This window comes from Candidatus Methanoperedens sp. BLZ2 (genome assembly GCF_002487355.1).
Classification (GTDB): domain Archaea; phylum Halobacteriota; class Methanosarcinia; order Methanosarcinales; family Methanoperedenaceae; genus Methanoperedens.
Genome location: NZ_NTMG01000085.1, coordinates 1 through 16887 on the forward strand (window position 1 = coordinate 1; position 16887 = coordinate 16887).

Below are 16887 nucleotides of genomic sequence, written 5' to 3' on the forward strand. Positions count from 1 at the left end.
TCAGCATTATCAGATATATTCTTGATGTTAGCGGTGTGAAAGTATTATCTAAAGGCGGGGTACGCTTCCTCCCCGGAATGAATTCCGGGGCATCCGCTACCCCTGAACCCCGGAGGACAAAGTGACAGGTTTGAACCAGGCTGCACCCGATATTTGTATTCATTCAAATTATGGCAATCCTTTCAAAATGGATGCAGGAAATAAAATCCCTAGTCTGCTGACCTTGTTTCTCACTTCCCTGCTACATGCGCCGAATACTTGAAGGAGATACCCATGGCATGCCTTGATATTGCTCCATGCCCGACCACGCTTGCTTCTGATGTCGTATTGCCCGGCGTTATCGATGCCATGGAATGCGACGGTACATTCTACAGGCTGGATGATGTGCCTGTGTATTTCCAGCCGTTCACGAAATCGCCTTTCGGGTTCACGCAGAGTAATGAGGATACGATGAAACAGTTATTTGAGAGGATAAAGCGTTTGAGATAAACAGCGAACTGATACGAACTCGAAACGAACTCTGGTTTAGTTGTAGGTTGTTCTCGAGTTCGTTGACGACATGTTAATGCCTCTCTACTATCCTTTTTTGGGTGGCGTGGTACGGTCCGAGAATTAACATGGCCAATAACGGCCGATTCGTTGACTGGACCACTTCCGCGCAGCTGTCGTTATGCAAAAGGAACGTGCGAATGGCTGTATGCTGCGATACACCACAAAGGAGGCAATACAATGGAGGAAAAATATGTAGGGATCGATATCCATAGAGACTATGGAGTAGCTTGTGTCCAGGATATCAAAGGAAAGATAGTCGATGAGTTTCGGTTTGGAAACGATATAGAAGGAATAAACAAAGTCAAAGATAAGTTAGGTGGAAGAAAAACGCATATTGCAGTTGAATCCACCGGGAACATGTGGATCGTATTTTGGGACAAACTTGAAGAGAATGAATCTGATCTTCATCTAGTCCATCCCCTCAAGACAAAAGCTATAGCATCGAACAAACTAAAAAACGACAAACTTGATGCAAAAATGCTTGCAAAATTGTTAAGAGGTGATATGTTGGTATGCTCTTATTTTCCTCCTCGCGATGTGCGGGATGAGCGAGAAACAGTCAGGCTCAGAGCTTCAATTATATCAGAAAGCTGGAATTGAGTTTCTCAACACTCTGGAGCTTAGACCTGTCGATATGTCTGCTATCAAGAGCTATCTGGAGACATTGAAAACCCTGAATACCCAGATCGAGTTGATGAACAGCCAGATAGCAAATAAGGATAGTGAGGATGTCAAACTGCTCATGTCAATTCCAGGGATTGATTATTATAGCGCTGTTCTCATACAGATGGATACTTGTGCAGTGTGCTCACATTTCTGTAAGAAGCAATTCTAAAATCAATGAATTCTATAGCAAAATCGCCAAAAGAAGAAGCGATAATAAAGCAGTTGTGGCAGTTGCCCGAAAACTTGTGAAGATAATATATGCTGTACTTTCCTCCAGAAATCCTTCACTCTATGGTGATAAGATAAAGACTGAAAAAAGATCAAACGGATGAAGAAAATAGCAGAAAGAACCACTTGAATTTAAATTAACCACGCTTATAAAAAGAGGCTATTTTCCATCAAAAATAGCTTCAGCGCCGCAGCTTCGCTGCAGTGGGTATGTGTATACAGACGATAAAATATATTAGCTAGCGGCATCATATTGGTATTTGCCCAGCCAAGGTTAGAAGGTGAGCATTAACATGGCTGTTAATTTTTTTCATATCAGATCGCAAAGATAATTTGAATTGTTTGGTTTTTAACTATAATAAATAGTTGAATCGTGATTAGTATAATCGTGTTTCAACTATTTCACAGACACTATCTTCACAATATCCCCATTCTTCAGCTCGTGTTTCTCCCCAAGCCTCATCTTGGTGCGCGCATCGACTGCATGGAGGAAACTCTTTCCGATGTCCGTATGTATCATGAAGGCAAGGTCTTTTGGCGTACTGCCTTTTTTCATAATGAATGCATCGGGAAGTATTGTTCCTTTCTTATCTGTGAACCTGTTCTCATCTTCAACCGGATAAACAACGATCAGTTCAAGAAGCTTAAAAACCGTTTCATTGATGCATTTCTGGATACCTGTGCCGCCATTCTTCTTCAAAAGCAGCCGGATTTTTGATAACGCTTCTTTCTGGGCGCTGGTTAGGTTTGGTGATTCAACAAAATCAGCATCTCCGGGAATGTATTTTATGGCGCCGCTCTTATCTGCAAGGCGCAGCACAACTTCTGTTGCTCCGCTTACCGGGATAGCTCCCTTTTTCAAAAGGCGCTCGATATTTTCCTGTGAAGCGATATCTATTTTATTGGCTGCAATTATAAATGGCTTACTTTCAGCCCGGAGCATATCTGATAGCTCGATTATCTGCTCTTCTGTCCAGACCTGGGGCTTATCGCGCGGCAGTCTCATCCTTGAAAGAATGGTCCTGACATGTGCTTCTGTTATTCCTGCGCCTTCAAGCTGTGATGCGATAGTCTCTTCGATCTTTAGTCCTTCTGCATTTACCTTTCTTGAAAGCCTCTCCCAGTTGCGCTTCAGGATGCCTGCCATCCACATGGTTATCTCATGCGGAAGGAATTCTATATCTCCAAGCGGGTCATGCGAACCCACTGTAACGGGATTACCTTCGATATCAGTGCCGCCGGATGCATCTATTACATGGATTATGGCCTTTGCCTGCCTGAGATTATCAAGAAATTCATTGCCAAGTCCCCGTCCTTTATGGGCATCAGGCACAAGACCCGCCACATCGATCATTTCAACCGGCACGAACCTCGCACCTTCCCTGCAATTACCGCAATCAAGTTTCAATTCCCTGCATGGGCATACAGTCCTCACATATGCCACGCCATGATTCGCATCGATAGTGGTAAAAGGATAGTTCGCTATCTCAACATTCGCAAGGGTTGCAGCTTTAAAAAATGTTGATTTTCCTGAGTTTGGTTTCCCGGCAAGAGCTATTGAAATGGACATGCTGCTAATACATATCTTTTGAACTTAACTTTTATGTATATTTAAAGGATTTCCTTAATTTTTCCTGCTGTCTTTTCAATTTCTTTTATGATGGGATCAAGATTTGCGTTATTCGTCGCCATAACTGATATTAACGCTTTTGAACCTGCTGATGTTGTGATCAGCTTTCCGCCATTATAATCTACTATCACACGATTGGGATTGACTTTTTCAAGCTTATTAGTGGCCGTTTCAGCAGCACGCAGCATGTTTGCTGACATCAGGGTAAGCATTTCCGATCCTTCGGTTGCATGTTCACCGATAAGATAACCATCACGACCTGCTAATGCGATCATTTTCACACCATTCATTTTCTTCAGGTCTAATAGAACCTTATTATATACATCCGACATTTTTTTTTCTGTCATATATTACACCTATCATATATTACACTAATAAAGCATGCACGTGTGATATTATAATTCTTTCGGGTATGTCTAAAAATATCCGTTTTTCAAAATCTATTTCTTGAGACATGGTATGTCACAAAAATAATCAGGTATGTACCTTGACCTCATTAAGGAGGAATGGAGGATAAAAAACCCCATTTTCTGTGATAAGAGCAGTCACATTCTCCATTGGAGTTGCGTCAAAGGCCGGATTATAAACATTTACCCCGAGTGGAGCTATCTGGTGATTCCCAAAATATTTCAGTTCTTCAGGTTTTCTTAATTCGATCTCGATTTCATCTTCAAACCGTTCAAAATCAAATGTTGAAACAGGCGCTGCAACATAAAATGGCACCTGGTGCTCTTTTGCAATGACCGAATGTGTATATGTTCCGATCTTATTGAACACGGCATCCTGGGTGATCCTGTCTGCGCCCACAATGACTTTATCAACCATTCCTTTTCTCATCACATGACCTGACATGCTGTCTGTGATTAGCGTTACCGGAATTTTGTCCTCCATTAATTCCCATGTTGTTATCCGGCTTCCCTGGTTTAGAGGTCGTGTCTCGCAGGAAATAACTTTTATATCTTTTCCCTGGGCGCGGGCAGAACGGATAACTCCAAGGGCAGTTCCCCAGTCCACACAGGCAAGCCTTCCCGCGTTGCAGTGTGTCATGACAGTATCCCCATCTTCAAGGAGCGTAGCGCCATGCTCCCCAAGCTGCATGTTCTTTTCCACATCCTCATCAGCTATTGCTTTTGCCTCATCAAGCGCGAACATCCTTACTTCTTTGATATTCTTTGCATCCTCTAAAGCCCCCAATACGCGTTTTACTCCCCATGAAAGGTTTACTGCTGTGGGTCTTGTGGCGATTATAGTATTTGCGGCATCCTGGATGTCATCTATTGATCTGTCCAATGAGCTGGCATTGCTTCGAAATGCAGCAAGAGCAACACCAAAACCTCCGGCAGCCCCGAGTGCAGGCGCGCCGCGGACGCGAAGGGATTTTATTGCTTCGCATAATGTATCTATTGTAGAGCATTCGATGACTTTATATTCCGCAGGCAGAAGGGTCTGGTCTATCATCGTAATATTGTTGTTATTTTTATTCCAGTCTATTGTTCTCATTGAAATCGTATTTATCATTCGTGTTTAAATAAATTGCTTTTAAAGTGCTAATAAGACTGTATCCGATTCGATAACTCAAGAATAATATCTGCTGCTCTCTGCGATCCTTTCATTTCCCGTGCATTGTCAGAAAATAACTTCGCTTTTTCCTTGAATCTATTTTCATTCAAAAGAAGTTTTATCTTTTCATAGAGAATTTCGCCGTTAAAGGATTCGTAATCCAGGGTTTCGCACATCCCTAATTCTTTCATCCTTTTTGCATTATATTCCTGCTCGACATGATCTTTTATCGGAATAATAAGGGCTGGTTTTCCAAGTGTCAGGATTTCCATGGCGGTGCTGTGACCTGCCTGTGCAATAACAAGCTCTGCTGCTGCTATATACGGAGATGGATCTTCACAGAACCCCACAACGGTTGTGTTTTTTGGTATATTGTCGCTTTTGAATTTGGCAAATATAAGCCCGATAAGGTTCAACAGGAATTTGCTTTCCTTGAAAAAAGACTCAATGCTTGTCTGGTTGGATATTATAATGCAGGGCAACCCGAGTTTGAAGGCTGCAAAAACTGAGGCGCCCCTGCCATCTGCAACCATGCATGTTGCAGAAAAATCCTCCATGATCTTTTTTTCCCGGGATATTATTCTTGAATAATGAAGTACTGAATTTGTGCTTTGTGAAATTGTAGCTTTGAGGTCAAAGGCTCCATCTTTTGCCGTCATTTCGAATTCTTTTTCAATTTTAATGCAATCAAAACTCTTTTTCAGGCGATCCAGTGCATAACCATAACTCCCCATGAGAACATTGGCCCCGGAGCTTTTAAGTTTCGCAGCTATTGCCATATCCCTGCTTGAATGACCATAACCTTCCCCACATATTGAAAAATAAATATTGTGAACCATATATTCTTAGATTCGGATTTGATGTATATAAATATCACCAACCACGGTTGCTATTTCCGATTATCGGGTATGATTTAAGGGTGCGAGCTTTCCGGAAGGCGTACAATCCGCCTGCTCTGATTATCATGATGCTCATTTTTATTTCAATTAAAAAATTAAATCAATAGTTTTAAATAGAATCATAGCATCAAAATCTTTTGGCTGCTTCATTTAAAAGATGTTGGGGGGCCATTTTCAATGGATAGGTGGTAATATGATATTTGATAATCACATTTTGAAAGGGTACACCCTTCGAATCGCGGTTGGAATAACGGCGTTTGCATTGGCGGCGGGGGAGAGATAGTATGACTTATCTGAGAAATAATAATATTAGAATTGGAAGTATATTTTTATTTTGTATTCTTGCGGTAGTTATTATAAATCCCTCTATAGCTCAGGAGTCTCCTGTAACTCTTAATTCCTCACATGATCCAATATTACGGAATATAAGTCATATTGATAGTCCTGCAGGGTGGGCGAAAACCGCAAAAATTGAAAAAATCGATGGTGGTAAGACTATTTTGGTCTCCACTGAAATAAACTCTCTTTCCCTAAAACTTAATGATGAAAAAACAAAGGTAAATTTAACGATCAATGACAATAGAACCGATGAATTCATTGTGAGGATGAACAATAACAAACTCAACATTTACAAAAATTTTATGGATGAACCGGCACAAGCTGGTCTTTTCTCAAGAAATAATAACCAATCATCAAGAAATAGATTTGATATCACTTCATTAAAATCGGAACATAGGCCTGGAGAATTGCTCGTTAAATATACTAAGAAATTACCAAAAAAAGATTTTGAGAATTTCTATAAGTCGCAGAATATCACGCTAATAAAGGACTATCCTAAAATCGGATATCATCTAATTAGAGTTGATGAGTCAAGACTTGAAAATACTATAGAATCTCTCTCCAGATCTAATAAATTCGAGAATACAGAGCCAAATTATATAGTAAAAGCGCTCAAAACTCCAAACGATCCACGTTTTAATAAACTCTGGGCGATGAATAATACTGGCCAGACCGGAGGCATACCTGATGCAGATATAGATGCACTGCAAGCATGGGACATTTCCACAGGATCTAAAGAAGTAATTGTTGCAGTAATTGACACTGGTGTTGATTATACTCACGAAGACCTTGCAGGCAATATGTGGACAAATCCTGGAGAAATTCAGGGTAATGGAATAGACGATGATAATAACGGTTTTGTGGATGATTATTATGGCTGGGACTTTGCATATGACGATAATAACCCCATGGATGTATATTTTCATGGCACACATGTCTCAGGGACTATAGGAGGAGCCGGGAACAATGGCAAAGGTGTGGCAGGTGTATCATGGGATGTAAGCATTATGGCTGTAAAATTTATAGGCGACGATGGTTGGGGTTACACATCAGATGCAATTGAAGCAATTAACTATGCAACCATGATGGGCGCTGATATAATGAGCAACAGCTGGGGAGGAGGAGAATACTCATCAGCATTAGAAGCAGCTATCAGAGCTGCGGATGAGGCAGGAATTCTTTTTGTGGCAGCTGCAGGAAATTGGGCAAAAGACACAGACCAATATCCAAATTATCCTTCTGGCTACGATGTCCCGAATGTCATATCAATAGCAGCAACAGATAAAAATGATCATCTTGCCGATTTTTCGAATTATGGAGTTCTGACCGTCGATCTCGGGGCGCCAGGTGTTGATATTCTCAGTTCAGTCCCAGGTAATTCGTATTCTTTATATAGCGGAACTTCTATGGCCGCACCTCATGTTTCAGGAGCAGCTGCACTATTAAAAGCATTCAACCCATCACTTACTCATCTTGGAATCAAGAATATCTTAATGAAAAGTGTTGATCCTCTCCCCTCTTTGTATGGAAAGACTGTGACTGGAGGACGTTTGAATGTTCAAAAAGCTCTCACTTTCGCTCTAACATACACCACAGTCTGTCCTATTGGCTGTGATTACACAAGTATTCAGGCAGCTATCGATGCAGCAAATCCAGGAAACACAATTATCGTGAGAAGTGGGACATACTATGAGAATGTAAATATTTCCAAGCAGTTGATCCTCCGTGGATTTGGTAGTCCTGTTGTGGATGCCAGGGGTAGTGGAAGTGCGATCAAGCTTTCTGCGGACGGAATTATTCTTGAAGGATTTACAGTGACCGGGGGAGCCTCTTATCTGGAGGCAGGGATCAAGATCATTTCAAATAATAACACGCTCAGCGGCAATAATGCAAACTCGAACAGTCTTGGGATTTTCCTCGACTCCTCTAACTACAATAACATAACCAGCAACAACATCTCCAATAGCACTTCAGTTGGAATCAAAGTCTATGACACTTCCACAAATAATACCATCAGCGGCAACAAAGTTACTAATGGTAATTCTGGAATATTCTTCGTCTACGCCTTTAACACAACCGCCACCAATAACATCATGGAAAACAACCTCTTCAACTTTGGAGTGGGCGGCAATCTCAGATCTCATTTTGAAGGAAATAATATCTATACAACAAATCTCGCTGACGGAAGACCGGTATATTATGTAAAATATGCAAAAAACACAATCTATGGTGTTTCAACAAAAGCAAGCACATTCTACTGTATTTTATGCAATAACGTGACTATCAAAGACCTGGAAATGTCCAATATGGACAAAGGAGTATATTTCTGGGGAACCAACAACTCTCGACTCCAAAATATAACGGTTAAGCAAAGTGGGTGGGGGATCTTCATTAGAAATTCTTCCAATAACTCGATCAGGGACAGCAAATTATCAACCAACAATCTACAAGATTATTCTGAAAGAGGTGTCACGATTTATTCTTCAGATGACAATACTCTGACAAATAACACTTTTATTTTGAATAATTATGGAATAGAGCTCTTTTCTTCCACCAGAAACACTATCTACAACAATTATTTCAACAATACTAACAATTTTCTGTTCAGTGGCTCGATTTTAAAGAACACCTGGAACGTCACTAAAAATTCAGAAACGAACATAATTGGAGGCCCTTATCTTGGAGGGAACTTCTGGGCAAATCCATCAGGGAATGGTTTCAGCCAGACCTGTTCGGATAGTAATATTGATGGATTATGTGATTTAAAATATTCGCTCAATACTACCAATGCGGACTACCTGCCGCTTAAATACAAATCTGCTACAGGAATCACTGTCGTATCTCCAAACGGTGGAGAAAACTGGACTCGAGGCACAACGAAAACTATTAAATGGAATTCAACCGGAAGTCCAGGGGCGTATGTAAAGATAGAACTCCTGAAACCTGGTAAGTTGAACCAATTGATCATATCAGCAACCCTGAATGACGGCTCGCATCCATGGCTGATCCCAGCGGCACAGGCGCAAGGAAGTGATTATAAGGTAAGGATCACAAGCACTGCCAATACTGCTTACAATGATACCGGCGATAGCAATTTCACCATCCCTGTTCCGTCATTCAAGGTAATTTCTCCCAATGGTTCAGAATCCTGGACAAGGGGAACGATTCAAACAATAAGGTGGAATTCAACCGAGAGTCCTGGAACTTATGTGAAAATAGAACTCCTAAGACCTGGTAAGCGGAACCAATTGATCATAGCAGCAACCTTAAACGATGGTTCACATCCATGGCTGATCCCTCCTGCGCAGGCGCCGGGAAGTGATTACAAAGTAAAGATCACAAGCACCATTAACGCTTCTAACAATGACACCAGTGATACCAACTTTACTATCCCTGTCCCATCTTTCAATGTAGTCTCTCCAAATGGAGGAGAGAACTGGACAAGGGGAGCTATTAATATTATAAACTGGACATCAACCGAGAATCCGAAAAGTTACGTGAAGATAGAACTGCTGAAACCCGGTAAGCTGAACCAATTGATCATATCGGCAACCTTAAATGATGGTTCACATCCGTGGCTGATCCCGGCTGCACAGGTGCCAGGAGCCGACTACAAAGTGAAAATTACAAGTACCATTAACGCTTCTAACAGTGACACCAGTGATACCAACTTTACTATCCCTATCCCATCCTTCACTGTAGTTTCTCCGAATGGGGGAGAGAACTGGACAAGGGGAACGATTCAAACAATAAAGTGGAATTCAACCGAGAATCCAAAAGGTTATGTGAAGATCGAACTCCTGAAATCAGGCATCCTGAGCAGAACGATTGTGTGGAGAACTCTTAATGACGGTTCACAAACCTGGACAATTCCAGCGACTCAAGCAAGCGGAGCAGACTATAAGATCAGGATTAGCAGCACGAGTAATCCAGTTTATACAAATTCCAGCAAAAGCAACTTCAGTATCAGTATTTAAGTCCTGCATAATGTGGGAAAAAAGCAAGATGTTATAGGGAAAAAAAGATAAGCTCCTGAGCCAAATATAAACTATCGAAAAGGAGTGACAATAAAATAAATGAACCGGAAGATTGAAAGCATATTAAAAGGCAAACCAACACTGGAAGGCGCGGGAGTACACCTGAAAAGGTCATTCGGTTTCAATGAAGTGCCTTTATTGGATCCTTTCCTGCTTCTTGATGATTTCCATTCCGATAACCCTGCTGACTATATCGCCGGATTTCCCTGGCATCCGCACAGGGGTATTGAAACAGTGACATATGTGCTGGAAGGCGCGGTGGAACATGGTGACAGCATGGGAAATAAAGGTGTGATCCAGCCAGGTGATGTGCAATGGATGACTGCCGGAAGAGGGATCATCCACCAGGAAATGCCAGAAGGACATAATGGGCATATGTGGGGTCTTCAGTTATGGGTGAATCTTCCATCCACTCATAAAATGATGGAACCAAGGTACAGGGAAGTAAAAAAGTCACAGATACCAGAAGTCATGATAGATAAAAACGTTAGCATCAGGATCATTTGTGGGGAATTCGGGAACACAAAAGGACCGGTACAGGATATCGTGGTCGATCCTGAGTATCTTGATATTACGATGGCTCCTGGCTCGGAATTTGAGCATGGTATCAAGAGGGGGTACAGGGCATTCGCTTATGTGATCGAAGGAAGCGGATTTTTTGATGCTGATAAGAAAAAATCAACAGGCATCGAACATCTGGTAATTTTCAAAGATGGGGATAATGTGAAAATCACAGCAGGCGAAAAGAGCCTGCGTTTCCTACTTGTATCGGGCAAACCTCTTGGCGAGCCTGTAGCATGGGCCGGGCCTATTGTTATGAATACGCAGGAGGAACTGTATATAGCTTTTGAGGAATACCGCAATGGTACGTTTATCAAATAAGTTCGTTTTTTTCTTAATCATATCTTTGTTGCTCGTTTCACTAAGGCCTTAACTTAGAACCTATCCGAAAAGTTGAAACCACAAAGAACACAGAGAGCGCAGAGATTTTTAAACATGTCTCTGTGTTCTCTGTGATCTCTGTGGTTCATTCGGAAATATAATATTGATTGATTTTTCGGATAGGCTCTTAATGGCTTAATCTTCGAGGAGGCAATTGCGGCCAAATCCCGTAACGCATTTGTTTTCATATTTTTTCTTTAACACCAATAAAATTCAAATTTGGTCACATTCTAAAATTTTTACCTTGCTTGAGAAACTATATATATCATCATAACAATGATAATCCAAATGTAAATTTTGTGGGCAGGCCATGAAATTTATAATTATGGTGTCATTTAAAACTACGGAGGAAATGGTATTAATGAAAAGAACTGAGGGTAATATATTAGATTTTTTAAGAATTGTTGTGACCACAATGCTGTTTTTAGTGTTTATAGCAGGGACAGCGAGCGCTTTTAATTTTCAAGGATATGCTTATGATGAAACAAAAGGCGGTCTGAACGGTACTAATGCAAGTATAGAGGTGTACTCATTTGGTCCACAGGGTCCCCAATTACAAACAACTCACTCTAATTTGAGTAATACATCAGGGTATTTTAATGTCAGCGGTGTTACGGATAACCCATTATATTTTTATAAAATAGTATTGAGGCACTTTAATGCAACAAATAATACCATTGATTACATCGGCCAGTCATTACCAGAGTTTCCATATCCGCAAATATTACAACTTACGATGGGCTCCCCGATCGATTTTTATCTGAGACCCGGCGGCACAATAAATATTTCGGCAGTAAATGTGACTGGTGCCGTTACAACTTTCAGGTATCAGATAAAGGACACAAGACTTGGATATCCAATAGCTTCAAACTTTAATAGCGAAATATCAAATGCCCTGGTCTATGTTCCTGCAAACAGAAGTTATTCTATCATGATATATCCGAACCAGAGTTTTCCTGTTAGCTATGACCTGAATAACCTCACAACATATACAGATAATTATGCAAATATTTCATTTAATACTTCCAACTTATTAAGAAGAGTCACTGGCTATGCAAATTTATCCAATGGCTCATCTAACTTCACAAACCTGAATATAATAGCTTACCTGATGGAACCTGGAAGCATGATATTCCAGGATCATCCAATGCCTTACAACATGAGCGCATGGAATTGCGATGGTGGGGATTGCCAGAGTGATATTTATGACCCGGCAAATGGTACTTTTAATATAACACTGCCAGGGGCACAGATGACGGCGAACATATTGTTGTTTGCAACTGCAAATCAGGGTGAGAATTATTATGGAGCGTTTAGGAATATATCCCTGGATTATTCGAATACATCGGTACCTAACTTTAACTTTACACTGGAGACACTTCTGGGCACCACAACAATCATTCAGTTGAATAACGCAAGTGGAGGACCGGGAGGGCCGCCGGGTACAACCAATATAACGACCAAAAAGTTATCCTTCCGGTTGAAGAATGAATCTTCAGGGAACAATATAAGCGGTTTTGCACATGTTGAAGTGAAGGTTAATTACTCTGCTTATAATGGCTCAACTTTTAACTGGATGACAGATGTTTCGCAAGCCAGCAATGGTTCATTCAGCATCCCTGTAATCAATGCGGATATAAACAAAATAAACATATTCACACAGGATTTTGCGCCTCTTAAGACTTCAAAGACATCAGCCCAATTGGCGACTGAGCCTGTAGTTATTAATCTTACATCATTTGAACCCGGAGCAATAAATCGCAGTGGACCGCCACCAGATATTAAGATAAAGATGCTGAAAAGCAATCCACAGTGTGATGTTCCACAGCCGGCACCGGGCTGCAATTTATTCAATGACGCCGGCGGCGAAAAGAACATGGCTGATTTTAACCCGTTCAAGGTAGTTATCGGCGGCGGCAAAATAAGCATGAGGATGAAGCTTGTCAGCAATAACATCACAGTGCATTACAAGAATGTGGATATGCTGGCATCAGGACCGCCGGATGCAGTGTTTGATCCCAGTGCAAATCAAACATCCCAGAACGGGACATTATTAGAACAGGTATGGCGGTTTGGAAGCATGGGACCGGAGATATATGATGAAGTTCTCATAGGTATTCCTCTTGGTAGTGTAAATCCAAACAATGTTTCAGTTAAACTCGGGAAACTGTATGATAATAGCTGGAACGAAGCATGGAATATGAGTGTAAATGATACATCTCAAATTCCGTCAGATTATAGCGCTTTCAATACAACATGGTTTAATAACGCTACAGGCATGCCGTGCACTACCAATATAACATCACCCTGTTATTTGGATCTAACAAGGAGAATGGTCTGGCTCACCATCCCTCATTTCTCAGGAGTAGGACCTACTGTTTCAGGAACTGCTGGAAATTTCACTGCAAATCTTACCAACAGCACAGGGATCGCAGGGAGAAATGTAGCCATGAATTTCACGATGAATGATACCGTAAACACTACTTCATGGTACAACATCACATTCCCGGACGGCTTTGATGCAAGTGCAGCTATAGTTAATATAAGCATCAATGGCTCAGCAGATCCGTTGGATTGGGAAAAGACCAATGGTACACTCTTCGTGAATGTATCATCAAGCACTGGTCTGGCGAATATTAGTGAGGTCCAATATATCAATATCAGCAACATCACATTGCCGGGATCGACAGGAATTAAAACGATTAACGTTACAACAAGTAACGAATTAATTGTTACGTTGAATTATACGGTTGCAACATACGGCGTTAACCTGTCAGTTTCAGGCATTGCAACAGGGACAACCAATGCAACAGTAAATAAGACATACACCCTTCTCCTGCAAAATAATGGTTCTGCTACAGATACATACAACCTGACCGTAAATTCAACCAATGCGTCCACAGCAGCCCTGAATGTAAGCGAAAATATTACTTTAGGATCAATGGAGACCCGGACAATACTTCTGAGCGTGACAAATGCCGCAGAAGGAACTGCTTATGTCAATGTTACTGCACGGTCGTTAAACGATTCGACCAGAGCAGGTTCTATCAATACAATCACAACCATTACTGCGGCACCCGTAAGAAATGTCATCCTCACGATCGATCCGGTGTCAGCTGCAGCCTCAACCAGGCCCGCAATAAACGCGACCTATACCATTAACCTGACAAATACAGGAAATATGGTAGACTCATATACGCTGGTACTGGATGGGGATACAACGGCCTCAGTGAATGCCACAAATATTACTTCAATCAACGACCTTGCAGCAGGAGCTTCAAGAATATTCCTTCTCAATGTGACAAATACAACGCAGGGAGTATTCCACATAAATTTGACAGCGACTTCATCAGACCTTATTACGAATGCTTCTGTCAATACCACAACGTCTGTGATTCTGGATCAACCTGATGTGGCAGCCTCTTACTGGGGTTATGTCGCCATTAATGGCGTTTTAAGCTCAGGTTATATTAGTGTACACGGATCAAACGGTGCTGAAGTTGCGAATACGACCAGCGCCTCTAATGGCACATACCAGGTAGCAGTGCCATGGGACGATATCTATACACCCGCTGATGAGGGTGTGGTTTCAGGAGAAACCATAACTTTCAATGTGAACAATATATCAGTGCTATCAAGAACCATAGCTGTAGTCAATAGTGGAAATAATACCAGGCTGGATCTGGGACTGTACAATGGAACCATAATCGGCAGCGTTCTTAAAGCAAGTACGGGCCTTGGAATAGACGGCGCTACAGTTACCATCACAAATGCCACACTTGGCCTGTCGGTAACCACGACAACCGATCCATTAGGGTCATATTCAGCTCCGGTTTTCCCTGCAACATATTCGATAAATGTTACAAAAACAGGATATTTGAGCAATAATACTACAACAGGCAAGATTGTTACTGCAAATACCAGCACACCAGTGCCTGCTATTTTGCTGTCCCCCAATACAGTCACAGTAACCGCAAACAGAACAGTGGGATCAGCAAATGCAGGACAGAAAGTCACTTTCAACCTGACAGTGGTTAATACAGGTGACAATGCAACGTTCACTGTAGTAACCTCACCTGCAAATGACACAACGACAGTGACAAACACTACAACACCATCTCCGCTGCTTCTTAATACCATTACATCCACAGGAAACGTAATTGTGGAAGTGAACAACAGCAACCTTGGAGGCTGGCCTGTCACAGTAATCATCAGCAATGGTACACAGTCAAAGACCGCAAGAATCACACTGAATGCGATCATGAGGAATTCAAGCGTAGCTAACACCACAATCAACAGTACGGTTAACAATTCAAATGTTACAGGCGGTGCATATCTGGAAAATACGACTGTTGATAATGCAACAGTCGCAAATGCAACATTGATAGATGCAACTGTACGGGACAATGCAACCATCTCAGGTAACTCGACGTTGATAACGAATTCAACCATAACAGGCCCGGGTACAACAATCACTGATGGCTCAGTTATCACAGGTACCTATGCTGACTCAAACATCGACAACTCTACAATTGGAAATGCAACTGTAGATAGTTCGAACCTTACCCGTTCAACTATAAGCGATAATGCATCGATCACGAATTCTACATTGACAGGCGCAACAGTTGCCAACTCGACATTAACCAATGTGACTGTAAGCGGTGAAAGTTCGATAACAAATGTTGCAGGCCTTGACAATATAACCATGGGAGGCGTGACCATCATCGGACAGGCAGCTTATGACTATGAAGGTATGATCTCGGCCACTACAACCGGCTGGGTAACCTACCAGACAATAAATTTCACGACGGTTTACGAAGCTGTCCGTATTTCCCAGCTGGTTATTGAGCAGAGTGGAGATATAATTATTCCAGCAAATATATCTACTGCCATAAATGTCACCCGGGGAGTTTCCAGGAACATCAGTATGAATGTCACTGCCAGCAGGAGTATGGACATAAACGTCTCAGAAACTTTAATAAGCCCGGATGGTGTCGGATTGGGTTCAGGAAAGATCGGGAACTACCTGGTCATCCGGAGCAATGACACAAATGCATCGAATGTCACGAACCATACCTTGAGATTATATCTGGATGTCAATCCGGCAAATTATACTGGAGGCGTCAAGATATATTATTTCAATACGACAGCAGCAACACCAGCATGGGAAGCTTTGACAACAACTGCAAGCGGTAATGAAAGCGGCAGGTGGTATCTCGAAGCAGCACCCAACCACTTCAGCACATTCGCATTGCTTGGAACAACAACCCCAACCACTACACCATGTAGCAGTTGTGGTGGCGGCGGCGACAGCGGTAGCGGTGGAGGTGGCGGAGGAGGCAAATCAGCTGAGAACGTATCAAATATCGAAGTGATCGAGAAATATGATCTGCAGATATCAAAGGATGCTCTCACATCCTACAGGTTCACCGATAAAAAGAACCCCATAATGTATGTCAATATAACAGGCAATACCACTCTGGGGATTATCACCGCATCTGTAGAAGTATTGAAGAATACATCGACCCTCGTGAGCTTCCCGCCTGAGGGACTTGTGTATAAGAACGCCAATATCTGGGTCGGAACTACGGGCTTTGCAACATCAAAGAACATCAAGGATGCTCTCATCAAATTCAGGGTTGCAAACTCCTGGATGAGTGAGAACCGCGTTCAAAACAGCGCTATGGTTCTTGAGAAATGGGATGGTAGCAACTGGATACAGCTTGAGACAAAGTTCGTGTCAAAGGATGATACCTACTCATACTTTGAGGGCAGGACAAATTCCTTCTCGCCCTTTGCAATAGTTGCAAAGGCAGGCGGCGCACAACCAACTGCCACAGTAACATCCACTCCAGCCGGAACACCCACACCCGGATCAACAGCAAAGCCGGGTGGAGATGCGGGAGGTATCCCGTCATGGATCATCGGATTGATAATCCTTGTGATCATCGGGGCTGCAGCATACTATTTCCTGGTGGTGAAGAAGAATGAGTAAGAATTCGGGGGCTTTATGCCCCTTATTTTATTGTCATGA

Annotated in this window: 9 protein-coding genes and 1 pseudogene; 6 read left to right on the forward strand and 4 right to left on the reverse strand. The window is 42.0% G+C overall.

What is annotated here, in order from left to right:
* Positions 1-216: 216 nt before the first annotated feature.
* The 3 genes and pseudogenes from CL181_RS18655 to CL181_RS19905 all read left to right on the forward strand — a co-directional run.
* Positions 217-489: pseudogene (locus CL181_RS18655) on the forward strand (formylmethanofuran dehydrogenase subunit B); the annotation flags it as partial.
* A gap of 240 nt (positions 490-729) precedes the next feature.
* Positions 730-1152, forward strand: a complete 423-nt coding sequence (locus tag CL181_RS18660; RefSeq protein WP_097300833.1) for a transposase — start codon at positions 730-732, stop codon at positions 1150-1152.
* 34 nt (positions 1153-1186) lie between these two features.
* On the forward strand, positions 1187-1387 hold the full coding sequence (locus CL181_RS19905; RefSeq protein ID WP_141398973.1) for a hypothetical protein: 201 nt from the start codon (positions 1187-1189) through the stop codon (positions 1385-1387).
* Between the two features lie 456 nt (positions 1388-1843).
* Here the strand turns inward: CL181_RS19905 and CL181_RS18670 are convergent, their stop codons facing one another.
* From CL181_RS18670 to CL181_RS18685, 4 genes are all read right to left on the reverse strand, one after another.
* Positions 1844-3016, reverse strand: a complete 1173-nt coding sequence (locus CL181_RS18670; protein WP_097300835.1) for a redox-regulated ATPase YchF — start codon at positions 3014-3016, stop codon at positions 1844-1846.
* 41 nt (positions 3017-3057) lie between these two features.
* Positions 3058-3423 (reverse strand): roadblock/LC7 domain-containing protein, encoded by a 366-nt coding sequence (locus tag CL181_RS18675; RefSeq protein ID WP_097300836.1) that lies wholly within the window; start codon positions 3421-3423, stop codon positions 3058-3060.
* Positions 3424-3550: 127 nt separating this feature from the next.
* Positions 3551-4576, reverse strand: a complete 1026-nt coding sequence (locus CL181_RS18680; RefSeq protein ID WP_097300837.1) for an S-methyl-5-thioribose-1-phosphate isomerase — start codon at positions 4574-4576, stop codon at positions 3551-3553.
* Between the two features lie 47 nt (positions 4577-4623).
* Positions 4624-5475, reverse strand: a complete 852-nt coding sequence (locus CL181_RS18685) for a glycosyltransferase family protein (RefSeq protein WP_097300838.1) — start codon at positions 5473-5475, stop codon at positions 4624-4626.
* A 344-nt stretch (positions 5476-5819) separates the two neighbouring features.
* Here CL181_RS18685 and CL181_RS18690 point away from each other — a divergent pair, with 344 nt between their 5' ends.
* From CL181_RS18690 to CL181_RS18700, 3 genes are all read left to right on the forward strand, one after another.
* Positions 5820-9851, forward strand: a complete 4032-nt coding sequence (locus CL181_RS18690; protein ID WP_097300839.1) for a S8 family serine peptidase — start codon at positions 5820-5822, stop codon at positions 9849-9851.
* Between the two features lie 99 nt (positions 9852-9950).
* The gene (locus CL181_RS18695) at positions 9951-10793 is read left to right on the forward strand and encodes a pirin family protein (RefSeq protein ID WP_097300840.1); all 843 of its coding nucleotides are present in this window, start codon (positions 9951-9953) and stop codon (positions 10791-10793) included.
* Positions 10794-11214: 421 nt separating this feature from the next.
* Complete coding sequence (locus CL181_RS18700) at positions 11215-16848, forward strand: PGF-pre-PGF domain-containing protein (RefSeq protein WP_176505334.1); 5634 nt, start codon at positions 11215-11217, stop codon at positions 16846-16848.
* The last annotated feature ends 39 nt before the right edge of the window (positions 16849-16887 follow it).

Coding starts and splice junctions, on each gene's coding strand:
- CL181_RS18660 (WP_097300833.1), top strand. CDS start 730: ATGGAGGAAAAATATGTAGGGATCGATATCCATAGAGACTATGGAGTA.
- CL181_RS19905 (WP_141398973.1), top strand. CDS start 1,187: ATGTCTGCTATCAAGAGCTATCTGGAGACATTGAAAACCCTGAATACC.
- CL181_RS18670 (WP_097300835.1), bottom strand. CDS start 3,016: ATGTCCATTTCAATAGCTCTTGCCGGGAAACCAAACTCAGGAAAATCA.
- CL181_RS18675 (WP_097300836.1), bottom strand. CDS start 3,423: ATGACAGAAAAAAAAATGTCGGATGTATATAATAAGGTTCTATTAGAC.
- CL181_RS18680 (WP_097300837.1), bottom strand. CDS start 4,576: ATGAGAACAATAGACTGGAATAAAAATAACAACAATATTACGATGATA.
- CL181_RS18685 (WP_097300838.1), bottom strand. CDS start 5,475: ATGGTTCACAATATTTATTTTTCAATATGTGGGGAAGGTTATGGTCAT.
- CL181_RS18690 (WP_097300839.1), top strand. CDS start 5,820: ATGACTTATCTGAGAAATAATAATATTAGAATTGGAAGTATATTTTTA.
- CL181_RS18695 (WP_097300840.1), top strand. CDS start 9,951: ATGAACCGGAAGATTGAAAGCATATTAAAAGGCAAACCAACACTGGAA.
- CL181_RS18700 (WP_176505334.1), top strand. CDS start 11,215: ATGAAAAGAACTGAGGGTAATATATTAGATTTTTTAAGAATTGTTGTG.